This window comes from Woeseia sp. D3-10 (assembly GCF_055809415.1).
Genome location: NZ_JBVVTW010000007.1, coordinates 424,405 through 441,593 on the forward strand (window position 1 = coordinate 424,405; position 17,189 = coordinate 441,593).

13 protein-coding genes and 7 tRNA genes are annotated in these 17,189 nt (G+C 55.8%); 2 read left to right on the forward strand and 18 right to left on the reverse strand.

Annotated elements, in window-relative coordinates; genetic code table 11:
* Window positions 1–43: 43 nt before the first annotated feature.
* From dnaQ to AC0L8N_RS02645, 3 genes are read right to left on the reverse strand one after another with little or no spacing between them, the layout of a single operon-like run.
* Window positions 44–769 carry a DNA polymerase III subunit epsilon gene (dnaQ, locus tag AC0L8N_RS02635; RefSeq protein WP_473666029.1) on the reverse strand — a complete coding sequence of 242 codons (726 nt, stop codon included), beginning with the start codon at window positions 767–769 and terminating at the stop codon, window positions 44–46.
* A gap of 31 nt (window positions 770–800) precedes the next feature.
* Entirely contained in the window at window positions 801–1,244 is a 444-nt protein-coding gene (gene rnhA, locus AC0L8N_RS02640; RefSeq protein WP_473666030.1) for a ribonuclease HI, read from the reverse strand.
* A 31-nt stretch (window positions 1,245–1,275) separates the two neighbouring features.
* Window positions 1,276–2,037, reverse strand: coding sequence for a class I SAM-dependent methyltransferase (locus AC0L8N_RS02645; protein WP_473666031.1), 762 nt, complete (start codon window positions 2,035–2,037; stop codon window positions 1,276–1,278).
* A gap of 91 nt (window positions 2,038–2,128) precedes the next feature.
* Between AC0L8N_RS02645 and AC0L8N_RS02650 the strand changes: the two genes are divergently transcribed.
* Complete coding sequence (locus tag AC0L8N_RS02650; protein WP_473666032.1) at window positions 2,129–3,727, forward strand: LysM peptidoglycan-binding domain-containing protein; 1,599 nt, start codon at window positions 2,129–2,131, stop codon at window positions 3,725–3,727.
* A 94-nt stretch (window positions 3,728–3,821) separates the two neighbouring features.
* Entirely contained in the window at window positions 3,822–4,610 is a 789-nt protein-coding gene (locus AC0L8N_RS02655; RefSeq protein WP_473666033.1) for an enoyl-ACP reductase FabI, read from the forward strand.
* 15 nt (window positions 4,611–4,625) lie between these two features.
* Here the strand turns inward: AC0L8N_RS02655 and AC0L8N_RS02660 are convergent, their stop codons facing one another.
* From AC0L8N_RS02660 to AC0L8N_RS02730, 15 genes are all read right to left on the reverse strand, one after another.
* Window positions 4,626–5,690: a glycosyltransferase family 4 protein gene (locus tag AC0L8N_RS02660; protein ID WP_473666034.1), complete on the reverse strand. Its 1,065-nt coding sequence runs from the start codon at window positions 5,688–5,690 to the stop codon at window positions 4,626–4,628.
* Between the two features lie 33 nt (window positions 5,691–5,723).
* Window positions 5,724–7,025, reverse strand: a complete 1,302-nt coding sequence (locus tag AC0L8N_RS02665; protein WP_473666035.1) for a dicarboxylate/amino acid:cation symporter — start codon at window positions 7,023–7,025, stop codon at window positions 5,724–5,726.
* A 125-nt stretch (window positions 7,026–7,150) separates the two neighbouring features.
* Window positions 7,151–9,046, reverse strand: a complete 1,896-nt coding sequence (locus tag AC0L8N_RS02670) for a SurA N-terminal domain-containing protein (RefSeq protein ID WP_473666036.1) — start codon at window positions 9,044–9,046, stop codon at window positions 7,151–7,153.
* Between the two features lie 203 nt (window positions 9,047–9,249).
* Window positions 9,250–9,326 (reverse strand) — tRNA-Asp (locus tag AC0L8N_RS02675).
* Window positions 9,327–9,332: 6 nt separating this feature from the next.
* Window positions 9,333–9,408: transfer RNA gene (locus tag AC0L8N_RS02680), tRNA-Val, on the reverse strand.
* A gap of 96 nt (window positions 9,409–9,504) precedes the next feature.
* Window positions 9,505–9,777 carry an HU family DNA-binding protein gene (locus AC0L8N_RS02685; RefSeq protein WP_068614418.1) on the reverse strand — a complete coding sequence of 91 codons (273 nt, stop codon included), beginning with the start codon at window positions 9,775–9,777 and terminating at the stop codon, window positions 9,505–9,507.
* A gap of 251 nt (window positions 9,778–10,028) precedes the next feature.
* Complete coding sequence (gene lon, locus AC0L8N_RS02690; protein WP_473670001.1) at window positions 10,029–12,440, reverse strand: endopeptidase La; 2,412 nt, start codon at window positions 12,438–12,440, stop codon at window positions 10,029–10,031.
* 287 nt (window positions 12,441–12,727) lie between these two features.
* Window positions 12,728–14,041 carry an ATP-dependent Clp protease ATP-binding subunit ClpX gene (gene clpX, locus AC0L8N_RS02695; RefSeq protein ID WP_473666037.1) on the reverse strand — a complete coding sequence of 438 codons (1,314 nt, stop codon included), beginning with the start codon at window positions 14,039–14,041 and terminating at the stop codon, window positions 12,728–12,730.
* A 125-nt stretch (window positions 14,042–14,166) separates the two neighbouring features.
* Entirely contained in the window at window positions 14,167–14,796 is a 630-nt protein-coding gene (clpP, locus tag AC0L8N_RS02700) for an ATP-dependent Clp endopeptidase proteolytic subunit ClpP (protein WP_473666038.1), read from the reverse strand.
* A 39-nt stretch (window positions 14,797–14,835) separates the two neighbouring features.
* On the reverse strand, window positions 14,836–16,122 hold the full coding sequence (gene tig, locus AC0L8N_RS02705; protein WP_473666039.1) for a trigger factor: 1,287 nt from the start codon (window positions 16,120–16,122) through the stop codon (window positions 14,836–14,838).
* 158 nt (window positions 16,123–16,280) lie between these two features.
* A tRNA-Leu gene (locus AC0L8N_RS02710) sits at window positions 16,281–16,365 on the reverse strand.
* Window positions 16,366–16,565: 200 nt separating this feature from the next.
* A tRNA-Lys gene (locus AC0L8N_RS02715) sits at window positions 16,566–16,641 on the reverse strand.
* 150 nt (window positions 16,642–16,791) lie between these two features.
* Window positions 16,792–16,867: transfer RNA gene (locus AC0L8N_RS02720), tRNA-His, on the reverse strand.
* 55 nt (window positions 16,868–16,922) lie between these two features.
* Window positions 16,923–16,999, reverse strand: a tRNA-Arg gene (locus AC0L8N_RS02725).
* A 29-nt stretch (window positions 17,000–17,028) separates the two neighbouring features.
* A tRNA-Pro gene (locus AC0L8N_RS02730) sits at window positions 17,029–17,105 on the reverse strand.
* Window positions 17,106–17,189: the final 84 nt, after the last annotated feature.

Sequence of the window (17,189 nt, forward strand, 5' to 3'; positions counted from 1 at the left end):
CTAGCGGCTTTAGCGTTGCTTTGTCAGCGTCTGCGCGGACGGCCTAGTGAACTTTCGGCTCCAGTGAGCTCCACAGGCACTTTCCAGACTCCTTCATCCGCTCCAGCATAGCCTCGTGCTCGGCTATCTCGTCGATACTTGCGCACGTAACTACCAACTTGAGGCCCTCGTCTCGCTGAAATGAGCCAACGTCCGCTACAGAAGCGGTGTCATCCTCGTCTTCCTCTTCCTGGAACAACGCGGTTTGACCACCGGTCATGGCCAGGTACACCCGAGCCAGCAAATCAGCGTCAATCAATGCGCCGTGAACGTCGCGTCCCGACGCGTCCACTTCGTACCGTTTACATAGCGCGTCGAGACTGTTGCGTTGCCCCGGATGCATTTCCCTTGCCAGGGTCAGCGTGTCAAGTACGGTCGCATGCTGCTGGATAGCCGGTTGAGCGTGCCGCATCAGACGCAACTCGTGGTCGAGAAAACCGACGTCAAACGGTGCGTTGTGAATAACGAGCTCGCTACCGCGGATAAACTCGAGGAATTCGTCAACTACGTCGGTAAACCGCGGTTTGTCGGCCAGAAACGCCCGGCTGATGCCGTGGACGCGTTCCGCACCCTCGTCAATGTCCCGGTCAGGATTGAGAAAGCGGTGAAAATCCCGGCCGGTCAGTCGCCGGTTGACCATTTCCATGCACCCGATTTCGATAATCCTGTGGCCCTCAGCTGGCGTCAAGCCGGTTGTTTCGGTATCGAGAACAATCTGTCGCTTACTCATAGTTACCGGGGCTCCATAGTGACAGCCCGGCTCACTGGCCGAGCTCATCGATACCGCGATTCGCCAGTGCGTCCGCCGCTTCGTTGCCCTCGTTCCCCGCATGGCCTTTGACCCATTTCCAGGTCACGTCATGCTGCAACACGGCGGCATCCAGCGCCTGCCACAAATCCTGATTCTTAACCGGCTTTTTGCTTGCCGTTTTCCAGCCGCGTTTCTTCCAGTTCGGCATCCATTCGCGAATGCCGTCCATAACGTATTTCGAATCGGTGTGCAGCAATACCTGTCGTTTGCCGCGCAATGCGTTCAACGCCTCAATAGCAGCGGTCAGCTCCATGCGGTTGTTGGTGGTCTCTCGTTCACCACCATGCAAGGTCTTCCTGCGCCCGCCGCTGATCAGCAAAACACCCCAGCCACCAGGCCCAGGGTTCCCACGGCAAGCGCCATCGGTGTATATCTCAATTCGTTCGTCGGTCAATGTCTTTGGCTACTGTTAGCGCCGTAACGGCTCAGGTATCCCGGTCCGGCAGGTTACGTGTTGTCGGTTTTACCAGCCCGCCCACCACTTTCGGCTTGGCGCGCCATGGCATCCGCACGGTAGTCAGCGGTACTACCCGTTTCTGCGCGGAGAGCATATAGCACGCTGCCAGCTCCGGCCACCAGCGGCGCCCTCTCTGCTCCCAGAGCTGGGAGTCCAGCGTGCGGTTTCCCGGCAAGGGCCAGCGGAAAAAGTAACGGGTAACGCCGTGGATATGCAGGTCCAGCAATTTCAGCCAGTCACACAGTTGCCGGTCCGCAATCAGCGTGTCGATGGCCGGTGGCATGCCGGCGCTGGGAATGAGTCTCCGTAATCCCCATAGCCCGCCCGGTTTGAAGCCGAGAATGATCAAATGACCGTCAGCACGCAGCACCCGGTGTACCTCACGCAGTATGGCGTGAGGCCGACCACTGTATTCGAGGGTATGCGGCAAAATCACGGCGTCGACGGATTCGGTGCTGAGCGGCAAGCGGTGCAGCCGCCCAACAGCGCTGGGATCGGTTACCGCCAGGACGCTCGCGGGGTCTGAAACCACCATGGAACGCTGGGTTCGCGCGTAGCGCAGAAAGCCTGATCGCTCCCCCCACTGGCCGAGCTGCAGGCATTGCTCGCCAAAAACGCTGTCGAGCGCCCGCTCCATCAGCCGGGTTTCCTGCGCAAGCAGCGCCTGACCCAACGGCGTAGCCAACCAGCCGGCGATCTTGCGCTGTCGTTCAGGTGGGCATTCAGTCACAGGTTTTGCCTCCAACGGTAGAACTAAGGCCTGCCCTACGCGATGTGAATTACGTACTTGCATAGCGTAGCCCGGTCAGTAGGATAGCGCGATGCCTGACATAATGACGACGCTTAAACGCCATTGGCGAACCCTGGTTCTGGCCTGCCTCGCAGGTCCGATGGCGTTTGCGACCGACCTGACTATCGATGCCGATGAACTCGACCGCGAACGCCAGGTACCAGAGTTGCAGCTGGAGCTCGAAGGCTACCAGACAGCCGATGTAACGCCCGCTGCCGTTTGGAATGACCTGCTGGAGCATTTGCGGCAAAACTTCAGCATCCCGCCCGTCATGAATTCGCGGGTTGAGGCTGAACTCAACTGGTTCGTACGCCATCCCGAATACCTGGATCGCGTCTTCACCCGTGCGCAGCGCTATTTGCCGTACATTAGCCGCGAAATAGACAAGCGCGGCCTGCCTGCAGAACTTGCCTTGCTCCCGATCGTCGAAAGCGCCTACGACCCGTTTGCCTATTCGCACGGTCGCGCGTCCGGCCTGTGGCAGATAGTGCCCGGCACAGGTCGTCATTTCGGGATTCGCCAGAACTGGTGGTACGACGGTCGCCGCGATGTTGTCGACTCAACGGACGGCGCGCTGAAATACCTCGACCACCTGCATGGCCTCATGGATGGCGATTGGCTGCTCGCAGTGGCATCGTACAACACCGGCGAAGGCAACCTGCTGAAAGCCATCAAGCGCAATCGCGCGAAAGGCAAGCCTACCGATTTCTGGAATCTGAACGTGTCGCGGGAAACCAGCAGTTACGTGCCAAAACTCATGGCGCTGGTCGAGATCGTGCGCGACCCAGGCGCGTATGGGCTCACGCTACCGACGGTCGTCACAGATCAGCAGTTTGTGCCGGTCGACATTGGCGGACAACTTGATCTCGCGCTTGCGGCAGAGCTCGGCGGAATCGACCTCGATACGCTCTATTCCTGGAATGCCGGTTTCAATCGCTGGGCGACAGACCCGGCCGGTCCGCACCGGCTCCTGCTGCCAGTCGATGCCGCCGAGACATTTACCAACTCTCTGGCCGCCCTACCTGACGATGAACGTCTGCGCTGGCAACGTCATAAGATTGGCAATGGCGAAACACTCTCTGAGATTGCGGAGAAGTACCACACAACACTGGCATCAATTCGCGAAGCTAACAGTATTCGCGGCAATACCATTCGTGCCGGCCAGTACTTAATGATCCCGGTCGCCAGCAAGCCGCTTGGCACCTACAACCTCAGTGCCAGTGAACGCCGTGCTGCCAAACAGGAAAAGCCGCGCGCCGGAAATCGTGTCGAACACTTTGTGGCCTCAGGCGAAAGTTTCTGGTCGATCAGCCGCAAGTACGGCGTAGGGATGCGCAACCTTGCAAGCTGGAACGGCATGGCCCCGCGCGACACGTTGTCTATAGGTCAGAAGCTGGTCGTCTGGACGGACAAAGCCGCCGCGAGCGCGAACGTCGCCACCAGCAGCGTCTCCACCACGCGCAAACTGAACTACACTGTACGCAATGGCGATTCTCTCTATCTTATCGCCAACCGGTTCCGCATCACGGTTGCGGACCTGTTGCGCTGGAACAAGATCGACAAGAACAAGATTCTGCGTCCGGGCCAGCGACTGACGATGTACGTGGACGTCAGGTCACAGTCCAGTTAAAGAACGGCGGCACACCGGTCGTCTGACACGCATTGTGGCCGTCGCGCTGCGGCACTAGAATCACGACTTACTATTGCACTATCGGGGAATCAGTATGGGGTTCATGGCAGGTAAACGCGCTCTGATTGTAGGGCTCGCCAGCAAACGATCTATCGCCTGGGGTATTGCACAGGCATTTGCGCGCGAAGGCGCAGAACTGGCATTCACGTACCAGAACGAGAAGCTGAAGCCTCGCGTCGAAGACATGGCCAATGAACTCGGCTCGTCACTTGTCTATCCATTGGACGTGGCCCACGATTCAGAAATCGACGCGCTGATGGAAGCCATCAAGAAAGAGTGGGACGGCATCGAAGTGCTGGTTCACTCGGTTGGCTTTGCGCCCCGCGAGCAACTCGCCGGCACCTATATAGAGAGCGTGACCCGCGAAGGCTTCCAGATCGCTCATGACATCTCAAGCTACAGTCTGGCCGGCCTGGCCAAGGCTGCTCTGCCGCTGATGCAAAACCGCAATTCGGCCATTTTGACACTGTCTTACCTTGGCGCCGTTCGTGCCGTACCGAACTACAATGTCATGGGCCTTGCCAAAGCGAGTCTCGAAGCGAATGTCAGGTTCCTTGCAGCCGATCTTGGCCCGCGTGGCATACGCGTGAACGGCATTTCAGCAGGCCCAATCAAGACTCTGGCTGCCGCGGGTATCGCTGGTTTCCGGAAAATGCTGACGCATGTGGAACAGGTCTCGCCCATTCGCCGTAACGTAACGCCGGAAGATGTCGGCAATGCAGCCGCATTTCTTTGCTCTGATCTGGCGGCAGGCGTCGCCGGTGAAATCATGTACGTCGATGGCGGCTACAGCACAATCGGAATGCACCTCGACGAAGAGTAAGGCCACAGTCGCACGCTAGCGAATACGCAACAACTTTCGATACAGCACTTCGTATCGATCGGCCATCGCCACCGGGCTGAAGGCGTCCGCTTGATTCAGGTTTGCTACCCGCATCGACTCATACAGACTGTCGTCCTGCAATATTGTCAGGACGGCAGTCAGTAATTCCTCGGGCCGTTCCGGCTCTATCAACAAGCCATTGACCTTGTCGACCACAATGTCAGGAATGCCGCCGACTCGGCTTGCGACCAACGGCAGGCCGAAGCTCATGGCATCGAGCAGCGTGGAGCCCAAGCCCTCGTGCAACGAGGGGAACACGAACAGGTCAAACACCGACAGCCAGTCGTCAACATTGTCGACGAAGCCGGCGAACTCGAGGTTATTCAGTCCGGCAGCGGCTGCTTGAAACTTCGCCTCATCACGACCGTCGCCCACTAGTACGAAATGCAGTTCCGGGTGCTGCTGCTGCGCGAGCCGAGCCGCTTCGATGATCGTCCCCTGCCCTTTGTGGGAATGGTCCAAAGCCCCGACATGGCCGACCACGGTCTTGCCGGAAAACCGCGCTTTCAGAGAATCAGGCACGTGATGATTGCGGGTCAGGTTAGCGTGGGCATCTGCAACAACCGTGCACCGTTCTCCAGGGTAGTACATTTCAATTTGCTCGCAGATCGCTCGCGATACACCGACCAGAGCACTGGCTCGCCGATATACCCTGTCACGCAGCGGTGACGGCTTGAACGGGTTATCAACGCGTCTCGTCAATAGCCAGGGAATGCGAGGAAAGCGAGCAGCGAGCCAACAGGCATAGATCCCCCGAGCCTCGTGCGCGTGCAGCAGGTCACTGCCGCGCGCGGCCCAGGCGGCTGCCAGTGGCTGCGAGGCCGATTCAACTACGTCCAATCCGGGGACAGCAGCGCAACGGGCGGCAAGTTTTCCGCCGCGCCGGGCAACCAGCCGTTGGGAATAACCGCGTGCCGCGAACTCTTCAATGAGCAGCTGTGTTTGCCGCTCGCCACCGCGATAGTCGGCTGCAAGATTTACGTGGCAAAGCAACGAGTTCGTCGACAATGAGTTCGTCACTCGGGGTATTCGCCTGCTGTCATGCCACGACGATCAGTTATTCGCATCCAAAGCCAACTTGGTTTCCTCGCCGCTCATCCGCGCGACGATGACGGCACAACAGGAATCGCCGAAAATATTCAGGCTGGTTCGCATCATGTCGAGAATGCGATCGAATACAAGCAGTACGCCTACCGCTTCGAGCGGCAAACCGACAGCGCCAAGTATGATGGCAATGGCAACCAACGACGCGGACGGCACACCCGCGACACCGACGGACGTGAGCAACGCGATAATTACGATAGAAAACTGCACCGAGATAGTCAGGTCCAAGCCATAAGCCTGGGCCAGGAACATCGCGGCGGCACACTCGTACAGCGCAGTCCCGTTCATGTTGACAGTCGCGCCCAACGGCAGGACGAAGCTAGAAATTTTATTTGAGACGCCAGCGTTGTCTTCAACGCAGTTCATTGTGACAGGCAAGGTTGCCGACGATGACGCCGTAGAGAACGCCGTCAGCATTGCCGGCGCCATAGCAGGGAACATCCTGTAAGGCGAAACATTGCCGAGGTAGCGCAGGAATAGTGGCAATACAACGAGCGCGTGAACTGCCAGGGCAGCGACCACGGTCAGCGCAAATATCGCCAATGGGCCAACGCCTGAGAATCCGGCTTCCGCGACTACCTTGCCGACCAGACCGAAGACACCAATCGGCGCAAACTTCATTATCCACTCAGTCATGAGCATCATAATGTTGAACACGCCATCCCAGAACCTGTACATCGGTTCTGAGAGCGAATTGTCCATCTGCGTCATGAAATAGCCGAATAACAACGCGAAGAATATGATGCCGAGCATCTGACCTTGCGCGGCGGCCTGCACAACGTTCGGTGGCACCATATCCTTAAAAATTTGTGCTACGTCACCGGGACCGCGACTTTCAGCAGCGAGTGCAATCTGACCGCTATCTGCATCCAAGCCCAGCATATCGCCGACAGGCTGCCCGTCGATGTACCCAGGGCCGATCAGATTTACGAGTAGCAGCCCGACCAAGATAGCCGCGATTGTCGTCGCCAAATAGAACAGCAACGTCTTGCCACCTAGCGATCCCAGATTGCCGCCCGAACCTATGCCGGCGACACCGACCGTAATCGAAGAGAAAATCAGCGGCACGATGATCATCTTCAACGCATTGAGGAAGATGGTGCCTATGTAGTCGAGAACTGCGATGGCGCTAACGCCGAAGAACCCCGGGTTCTCAACACCGTGTGCCATCAGGTAATTGATCGTACCGCCGGCAATTCCGGCCAACACGATGGCAATCAGTATCTGCCAATGCAGTTCAAGCTTGGTCATACATTCTCCCCTGGTTGTCTGCATACGCTGTGCAGCCGAGCTTCGATGTCGACCCAAGTCAACGCAACATGCTGATCAGTTATTGACCAGCATGTTACACCACATACGTAACGCAGGAACTATTGCTAGAACATGCTTTGCTGGGCCAACGCCTCCAGATTACGTTCTACGTCAGCATTGCGCTCGAGCTCAAACACCACCGCCGTGTAGTCAGCTTGTCCTGCCTGTCCGGAGAGCGCTCGCTTGCCTTCGTCGCGCTGTGCCACCGGCATAGCTTCCGGTCGGCCCGGCGCAGTCCGCATCACGCTGAATACCGCCTCGTCCCCCGACGTGGTTTGAACAGTGCCAATACGCTGTTGCCCTGCTGGTGGCTTTTTCACTGCGAAGACCGCATCGCGGATGTTTGCATCCGTTTCAGAATCATCCCGGCGTATCACCGTCGTAGCTACGGCACTCGCCGCAACCGCTTCAGCTGCCGCGGTAAATGGTTGGCCATCACGCAGTGCCGCCTGCAGAGCTGACGCCTTTTCCGCCAGGATTGTGCGGGCGCGTTCGTTTCTGATGCTGGCGACAATCTGCTCGCGCACTTCGACCAATTGCTTGCGCTCTGCTTCATGATATTCGCTGACCTGAACCACTACCGAACGGTTCGCATCCAGCTCCACAATGTCGCTGACCTGTCGTTCGTTCAACACGCCATCGTCAAAAATCGTATCAATCGCTGCCTGGTTGTTGCCAAACGGCGCACCGCCGTTGCGGGTGTAACCCACGGCCTGCTGAACCTCGAGACCGACGGTACTGGCCAACGATTCAATACTATCGGCGTCAAACAGCGCATCTGCGATGTCACGCGATGCATCCCGCCACATCGCATCGACACGTCGCAGCCGCAACTCCTGCTCAAGTTCAGCGCGCACCTGTTCGAACGGCAACGGACCACCTGCCTGAATATCGTCGAGACGAACAACATGGAAACCAAAATCGCTTTGGACAGGCTCCGAGACTTCGCCTTCGCGCATCGCGAATACGGTATCAGCCAGCTCTTCCTGATACTGGGAATGCGGCAGCAAACCCAGATCACCACCACGCTCTGCTGTGCCGGAATCTGCGGAATATTGCCGCGCGAGATCGGCAAACGGTTCGCCTGCGCGAACCCGTGCGGCAATCGCCGTGGCTTGTTCCTTTGCAGCCGCCTCATCATCTCCAGACAAGATCAAAATGTGGCTGGCCTGCCGCTGCTCATCCTGCAGATAGCGATTACTTGCAGCTGCATACTCATCACGCAAGTCCTGCTCGCTAATATCGAGTGTCTGTTGCAACTCGTCACGGCGGAGCTCGATGTACTTTAGGTCGACCGTTTCTGACGACATGAAGTCGCCGGGTCGTTCATCATAGTAAGCCTGCACATCGCCATCGCTAATCTCAATGCTTTCGGCAATCGTATCAACATCAAAAGTAGCAATCGCCACTTCGCGTTGCTCACGGACAAGGTTCAGGTAACGACGGTATTCCGCCGGCGTTACGAATGCTGTTGCTGCGACACCTCGTTGCAACTGACCCTGCCGCAAACCAATGCGTTGACTCGCCTCGAACTGAACCGGCTCGAGGCCGCGTTCGGCAAGCCACGCGTAGTAGTTGTCTTTGGAAAACCGGCCGTCAACCCGAAATTCTGGCGCACTCTGGATAAACGTCGTAATTGTGTCGTCGCTGATGCGGAAACCGCTGTCACTCAGATACTGATCAACGACTTCATCCCAAATAAGGTTGTTCAACACGTTCTGTTTCAGAATTGAACGCAGCTGTTCGGGGAGCTGCCCGCCGAACTCGCCATAACTTGCCAGTTGTTGACGGTAGGCATCATCGAACTCGAACATAGAAATTTCTTCGCCATTGACCTTGGCTGCATAGCCCGCGCCAATGAAGTTGTAATTTATGCCGAAGAAAACGAATGGCACACATAGCAATGCAAGAATCGCGATGGCGAAGCCGCCGGTAAAACGGTCTCTGATATTTTGCAGCATAGTTTAAGGGTTCAGTTTGAGTAGGGATGGCCGGGCCCTGCAGAAGCGCTCCGGTAGAAGTCGGTCAATCGTGCCCACAAGCCAGTAAAATCAGGGCTCGGATGATACTTTACCGGTCCGATCAGGCCAAGCTTTACACGGAAATGCACCGCGAACGAGCATAAAAAAAAGGCCGTCCCTTGCGGGACGGCCTTTTCTTTCGTTGGCGGAGTGGACGGGACTCGAACCCGCGACCCCCGGCGTGACAGGCCGGTATTCTAACCAACTGAACTACCACTCCATAACTTGGTGGGTGCTGACGGGATCGAACCGCCGACCCTCGCCTTGTAAGGGCGATGCTCTACCAGCTGAGCTAAGCACCCGATAATCGCAGCGTCACTGCGATTTTAACTTCGTTGCTTTCAATCAGAAACGACACACCGTGCATGTGTTCTAACCGTCCGGCCCCGAAGCGCGCGCTAGTTTACGGCATCCTTCAGGGCTTTGCCAGCCTTGAAACCAGGAACTTTACTCGCCTTAATTTGGATCGTTTCGCCAGTACGTGGATTACGTCCCTGACGTGCTGCACGCGACTTAACAGCGAAGGTTCCGAATCCAACGAGGGATACGGTACCGCCATCCGCCAGTGTCTGGGTAACGCTATCGAGCACTGCGTCAACCGCTTTGGTTGCCTCGGACCGCGACAAATCCGCGCCACTGGCAACCGCCTCAATAAGTTCTCCCTTGTTCATGCATTCACCTTTGAAATTGATGTATGGAATTTATAATGCGGATCTTGAGGTTGGTAATTCCGCACCCCTGACTGTCATTCAAAAAAGCACACCAAGCGATGAATGACAATCTTTCCCTCTTTGCCGGCCAAGCTCACACAGAACTCAAATCCGACACACCAGACGCAGAACATTTGCTGGCGTAAACACGCGTAGCTTATACCAAGCGGCAAAAAGAGCGTCAACAAGTCATATCAACGACGATGTTGAAATCAATGCGGTCGAACGACGTCCTTGCTATCTGATTCGGCGTCGCTTTTTGACGACGATGTTTTCTTTTCGTTAGCCTTTGACTCAGGCACTGGCATGTGTTGCAGCGCATGCTCAAGCACCTGATCAATCCATTTCACCGGAACTATGCTCAGTTTCTCTTTGATGTTCTTCGGTATTTCGGCCAAATCCTTCTCGTTCTCATGAGGGATCAAGACCGTACTGATACCACCACGATGCGCGGCAAGCAGCTTCTCTTTCAGGCCACCAATCGGCAAGACTTCGCCTCGAAGGGTGATTTCGCCCGTCATAGCCACATCACTCTTGACTGCAATACCGGTCAGAGCTGAGACCAGCGCGGTGCACATACCAACGCCAGCGCTAGGTCCGTCCTTCGGAGTTGCGCCTTCTGGTACATGAACATGCACGTCATTTTTCTGGTGAAATTCACTATCCAGTCCTAGGACACCAGCGCGACTTCGAACTACTGTCATCGCCGCCTGAATTGACTCAGTCATCACGTCGCCAAGCTGGCCTGTATGATTCAACTTGCCCTTACCGGGAACAACGGCGGCTTCTATTGTCAACAATTCGCCACCAACCTCTGTCCAGGCCAGGCCGGTAACCTGCCCTACCTGATCGTTGTCTTCGGCCTTTCCGTAACGATAACGACGAACACCAAGGTACTTGTCGATGCCTTTCGGCAGAACGCGCACAGCCGACTTGCGTGGCTTTAGCAGCAGAGACTTAACGACCTTCCGGCAAATCTTGGAAATTTCACGCTCCAGATTTCGAACGCCGGATTCGCGCGTGTAATGCTGCACAATTTCGCGAACCGCTGACTCTGAAATGCTGAGCTCGTTTTCTTCAAGCCCGTTCTCGCGCATTTGCTTCGGCACCAGATAACGCTGCGCGATATTGAGCTTCTCGTCTTCGGTGTAACCCGGGATGCGAATTACTTCCATTCGATCGAGCAGCGGCGCAGGTATATTCAGACTGTTCGCCGTACATACAAACATGACATCGGACAAATCGAAGTCTACTTCGAGATAATGATCGTTGAACGTGGAGTTCTGTTCCGGATCGAGAACTTCCAGCAACGCGGAAGACGGATCGCCACGAAAATCCATTGCCATCTTGTCGATCTCGTCGAGCAGGAACAGCGGATTGCGAACACCGGTCTTGGACAGGTTCTGCACAATCTTGCCCGGCATTGAACCAATATAAGTCCGGCGGTGACCACGAATTTCCGCCTCATCGCGCACGCCGCCAAGAGACATTCGCACGAACTTGCGATTAGTCGCACGAGCAATACTTTGTCCGAGCGACGTTTTGCCTACACCCGGTGGGCCCACGAGACAAAGGATAGGTCCTTTAAGGCGCTTCACTCGCAGTTGAACCGCAAGGTATTCAAGAATTCTTTCTTTTACTTTCTCAAGACCGTAGTGATCTTCCTCGAGCACTTCTTCCGCCCGAGTCAGGTCACGCAATACTTTACTGCGTTTTTTCCACGGCGCTTTCACAAGCCAGTCAATATAATTTCGAACGACCGTTGCTTCCGCAGACATTGGCGACATCAACTTCAGCTTGTTCAACTCAGAAGTTGCTTTCTCCCTGGCTTCCTTCGGCATGCCGGCATTTTCGATCTTGCTCTCAAGGTCAGCGAGTTCATTTGGAACGTCGTCCATTTCCCCAAGTTCTTTCTGAATGGCCTTCATCTGCTCATTCAGGTAGTACTCGCGCTGACTTTTCTCCATTTGCTGCTTAACGCGGCCACGAATACGCTTTTCGATCTGCAAGACATCAATCTCGCCTTCGATAATGCCGAGGATTTGCTCAAGACGAACTTTGATATCGCAAATCTCGAGAATCCGTTGTTTCTCAGAAAGCTTCAACGCCATGTGCGCAGCAACTGTGTCAGCTAACCGACCCGGCTCATCAATCCCGCTCAACGAGGTCAGAATTTCAGGCGGCACCTTCTTATTGAGTTTTACGTATTGCTCGAACTGGGCAATGATCGAACGCACCAAGACATCTATTTCTCGCGCATCGTGGTCGCTGTCTTCCGGCAATGCTTCAATATTCGCCGCAAAGTGATCCGTCACTTCAACGTCCATGATTCTTGCGCGGTCACCACCTTCGACCAGCACTTTGACGGTGCCATCGGGCAGCTTCAGCAACTGAAGGATGCTGGCCAAGGTCCCAATGTCGTAGAGGTCGCCTGGCTTGGGATCGTCTTTGTCTGCCTTGCGCTGCGCGATGAGCAGAATCTTCTTGCCGGCATTCATGGCGCGGTCCAGCGCTACGATCGACTTGTCCCGTCCCACGAACAGCGGGATCACCATGTGCGGATAAACCACCACATCGCGCAATGGCAGCACCGGAATTCGCCCCGTTGTCTCTTGTTCAATCAAGGAGTTGTCACTATCTTCCGGTTTGATTTCGTCGGTCACAAAGACTGCCCTCGTTAGTTATTGCCAAGCTGCCGCTGTCTGCAAGTCAGACTATAGTACGGCACGGCCTGCGCTGCCTGCTGACGTAGGGACATAAGTCCGAATCCGGCAATATCAACAGGGTTAAAGTTCAGAATAGGTATCGGCACGCCGAGCGCCGGCTTGAGAGCCGGATTCGGGCAACTGCTTGCCTCACGCTCGACCAGCAATCCGGCAGAGAAAACTCCGGCACAGCTTGCCGATCGAAACTAGCGATCAGAACCGGTCGGTCGCGGCTGTTGCTCTATATTCACCGTCGACGGCTCGTCAGACTCGTAAATAATGTACGGCTTTGTCTCGCCCGCCACGACCGCTTCGTCCAGGACAACCTTCTTGGCCGACGTGGATGACGGCAAATCGTACATCGTATCCAACAGCACGCTCTCGAGAATAGTTCTCAGGCCGCGTGCCCCGGTTTTGCGTTTCATGGCTCGTTTTGCAACAGCCCGCAACGCGTCATCCCGGAACTCAAGTTCCACGCCTTCCATATCGAATAATTTCTTGTACTGTTTGGTAAGAGCATTGCGCGGTTCCAGCAGAATGCTGATCAATGCTTCCTCATCCAGTTCTTCCAGCGTTGCAACGACCGGCAGGCGACCGACGAATTCGGGAATCAACCCGAAACGAATCAGATCCTCTGGCTCAACCTCGTGCAACAGCTCGCCGATACTTGGCTCGTCTTCGCTGGTCTTGACCTCAGCAACGAAGCCAATGCCACTCTTCGACGAACGGTTCAGAATAATTTTTTCGAGCCCGGCGAAGGCGCCGCCACATATGAACAATATATTGCTGGTATCAACCTGCAGGAATTCCTGCTGGGGATGCTTGCGACCACCCTGCGGGGGTACGGACGCAATCGTGCCTTCGATGAGTTTCAGCAGTGCTTGCTGAACGCCCTCACCCGATACATCACGGGTAATGGAGGGGTTATCGGACTTGCGTGACACCTTGTCTATTTCGTCGATGTAGACGATGCCGGTTTGCGCCTTCTCAACATCATAGTCGCACTTTTGCAGCAACTTCTGAATGATGTTTTCGACGTCTTCACCGACATAGCCGGCTTCGGTCAACGTAGTTGCATCCGCGATCGTAAACGGCACGTTCAACAAGCGTGCAAGCGTCTCGGCCAGAAGCGTCTTGCCACAGCCGGTGGGTCCGATCAGGAGAATATTGCTCTTCGCGAGTTCGACGTCGTCCTTACCACGCTCTCCCGCCCGGTCTTCAAGGCGCTTGTAGTGGTTGTAGACAGCCACGGACAGCACTTTCTTGGCGCGCTGTTGCCCGATGACATACTCGTCAAGCACTTCCTTGATTTCATGTGGTTTTGGCAGGCTGTCGCGATTGCTGTCAGTGGCATCTTCGAGCTCCTCGCGAATGATGTCATTGCACAGCTCGACGCACTCGTCGCAGATAAATACAGAAGGCCCGGCGATGAGCTTGCGGACTTCGTGCTGGCTTTTGCCGCAAAAAGAACAGTAGAGGAGCTTGCCATCCTCGTTCTTGCCGCGGGTCTCGTCACTCATTATTAGCTTGCCTCTGTATCCAAAAATCAGTCTGTTACGACTGTTGTGTATATAACACGCGCTTCCTGAGCGTGCAAAGCGCCATGTCTCATTCGCTTAAGTAGAGCTGCAAGCGACTGAGATTCCTAATCTTTTCCTGCCACGGGTGTGCCGATTTCGGTGCGCGACGCAAGCACTGTATCAATGATGCCGTATTGCTTCGCGACCTCACCGCTCATGAAGTGGTCACGATCAGTGTCTTTTTCAATCTGATCAACGGACTTGCCGGTATGGCGAGCCATGATCTCATTAAGTCGGCGCTTCAGCTCCAGCACTTCTTTCGCATGAATGTCGATATCGGTGGCTTGACCGGAAAAACCGGCACTCGGCTGGTGAACCATGATGCGTGAGTGAGGCAATGCAAAACGCTTCTTGTTAGTTCCACCCGCAAGCAGTAACGCGCCCATGCTGGCCGCTTGCCCGACGCAGATTGTGCTGACATCACAGTTGATGAACTGCATCGTGTCGTAAATCGACAAGCCTGCCGTCACTGAGCCACCCGGAGAGTTGATATAAAGATGAATATCCTTGTCCGGGTTTTCCGACTCGAGGTACAGCAACTGCGCGACGACCAGATTGGCCATGTAGTCTTCTACCGGGCCAACGATGAACACCAGACGCTCTTTAAGGAGCCGGGAGTAAATGTCGTAGGCACGTTCGCCACGCGCCGTTTGTTCGACAACCATTGGCACAAGATTCAATGCTGTAGCGCTCATTAAGTAAGTCCTGTTCAGAAGTCCAGTGTTTTGACTGGCTTAGTCATTCATGTATTTCGAGAATGTGACTTTCTTTTCTTTCTCGGTTCCGCCCTTGACCAGCTGCTCTACGGCCTGCTCTTCAAGCACCAATGGCTCAAGTTGCTGCATGAGTTGGGGGTTGCTCAGGTAATTTGCAACCATCTCACTGGGATTCTCGTAGCTGGCGCAAATTTCTTCGATCCGTGACCGAACCCTGCTCGCGTCCACCGAGAGCTTCTGGTCCTGCAGATACTGACGCAGCAACAATCCGAGCCGTACACGGCGTTCCGCCGCAACCGTGAAATTCTCACGTGGTGCCAGAGAATGATCCTCAACGCCCATTCGGCGCATCGCCTCGTGCTGCATCGAATGAGCCTCCTGATCAACCAGCGCTTTCGGCACGTCAATCGGGTTTGCTTCAAGAAGTGCGTCCATAACCTGTTCTTTGACGTCATTGCGAACCTTGTCATCCGCTTCACGGCGCATGTTCTGCATTACGTCTTGCTTCAGGCGCTCCAGACCGCCCTCTTCGACGCCGTACATTTCCGCGAGACTGTCATCGAGAGGCGGTAATTCCTGCTCCTGCACCCGATGAACCTTGAGGGCAAAGTCCACTTTCTTGCCTTGCAATTCCTCGGCTTGATAGTCCTTCGGAAACTTAACCTGAATCGTCTTCTCGTCGCCCGCTTTGACGCCGGTCAAGCCTTTTTCGAAATCCGGCAGCATCTGACCCTTGCCGAGTTCCACAGGCACCTCGTCGCCTTTGCCGCCAGCAATCGATTCACCGTCGATGGTGCCATCGAAATCGACGATAACCCGATCGCCTTCGGCAGCCGCTCGCTCTACGGTTGCCCAGGTCGCCCGCTGTTTGCGCAGGTTCTCGAGCATTTCGTCACAATCCGCATCCCCGATATCTACGACCGGGCGTTCAATTTTAATCTTATCGAGACCCGTCAGAGTGACCTCCGGCAAGACTTCGAACGTTGCCACGTAAGCAAAGTTTTCGCCGTCGCCGCTCGATACGGGCTCGATCTGTGGCCCCCCGGCTGGCGACAGGTTTTCCTGCTGCACCGCGTCGCTGTAGCTCTTCTGCATCAGATCTGACAGGACTTCCTGGCGAACCTGCGCACCGTAGTTCTTGCGAACCACTTTCGCGGGAATTTTGCCGGGACGGAAACCTTTGATCTTCGCGGTACGAGCAACGCGCTGAAGTCGCGAATCGACCTCTTTTTCAATGCGCTCGGCAGGCAACTCAACGCGCATGCGCCGTTCCAGTGTTCCCGTCGATTCCACAGTGACTATCATCTTGCTTACCTTTTCTGTCAGCGTGCCGCCCCAGCGGGGCCACACAGGCTCGTCAACGAAAACCATCTCCAATACGCGCCTCAGCGGCCTTCGACCCGAAGCGCATTGAGATAGTTTCTACTTAATTTTCAATGAATTAATTACTTTCCAGAGGGTGTTGGTGCGAAAGGAGAGACTCGAACTCTCACGGGTTACCCCACTGGATCCTAAATCCAGCGCGTCTACCAATTCCGCCACTTTCGCTTTTCTGGCCCGTGGCGCTCACGCCTCACATCCAGCCGGCGAGTATAACGGATGATCCGTTGCTCGTGGGCACCAATCGAGCGGTTAATTAAGGCCTGACCCGGCTCTGCTTATGACTTGTATGACTCTCTGGCTGAGTGCGGGCCCATTGTAATGAGCCTGCTCGCGCAATCAAGAATCACTGGCAGGACTTGTCGGATTGGTGGGCCCTCGGGGGCTCGAACCCCGGACCAAGAGATTAAGAGTCTCCTGCTCTACCAACTGAGCTAAAGGCCCAATCCGTTGACAACTATGTCGCTCGCGCGCCGAATTGCGCGGTTTCCTTGCATCGCGGTCCGGAAAACTCGGCTTGCGCCCGTGGTTTTCACGATCGCGTCGCCCTCTGCCGCCCTGCGACAGCTGAGCTGTGCAATCGGTTTGGCGAAATGGGGTGGACGATGGGACTCGAACCCACGACGACCGGGATCACAACCCGGGGCTCTACCAACTGAGCTACGCCCACCACTGTTTCACGACTGACGCTGACCCGCCGCGGCAGCCTGTGCCCGTAATAATACTGGCGCGCCCGGCAGGACTCGAACCTGCAACCCTCGGCTTAGAAGGCCGATGCTCTATCCGGTTGAGCTACGGGCGCGGAGTTCCTCGGACGTACCAGCGGACGAATGGTCGGGGCAGAGAGATTCGAACTCCCGACCCTCTGCTCCCAAAGCAGATGCGCTACCAGGCTGCGCCATGCCCCGACATTCTCCGTTCCGACAGGGCCGGCCACTGTGGCCTGTCCCGACGGGGGGCAGATAATACGACCGCCTCCCGAGGAGGTCAAT

Bases quoted from the DNA above. Each gene is read 5' to 3' on its own strand.
- clpP (WP_473666038.1), bottom strand. From the start codon at position 14,796: ATGAGCGCTACAGCATTGAATCTTGTGCCAATGGTTGTCGAACAAACG.
- AC0L8N_RS02650 (WP_473666032.1), top strand. From the start codon at position 2,129: ATGCCTGACATAATGACGACGCTTAAACGCCATTGGCGAACCCTGGTT.
- clpX (WP_473666037.1), bottom strand. From the start codon at position 14,041: ATGAGTGACGAGACCCGCGGCAAGAACGAGGATGGCAAGCTCCTCTAC.
- AC0L8N_RS02655 (WP_473666033.1), top strand. From the start codon at position 3,822: ATGGGGTTCATGGCAGGTAAACGCGCTCTGATTGTAGGGCTCGCCAGC.
- AC0L8N_RS02685 (WP_068614418.1), bottom strand. From the start codon at position 9,777: ATGAACAAGGGAGAACTTATTGAGGCGGTTGCCAGTGGCGCGGATTTG.
- AC0L8N_RS02670 (WP_473666036.1), bottom strand. From the start codon at position 9,046: ATGCTGCAAAATATCAGAGACCGTTTTACCGGCGGCTTCGCCATCGCG.
- AC0L8N_RS02665 (WP_473666035.1), bottom strand. From the start codon at position 7,025: ATGACCAAGCTTGAACTGCATTGGCAGATACTGATTGCCATCGTGTTG.
- dnaQ (WP_473666029.1), bottom strand. From the start codon at position 769: ATGAGTAAGCGACAGATTGTTCTCGATACCGAAACAACCGGCTTGACG.
- tig (WP_473666039.1), bottom strand. From the start codon at position 16,122: ATGATAGTCACTGTGGAATCGACGGGAACACTGGAACGGCGCATGCGC.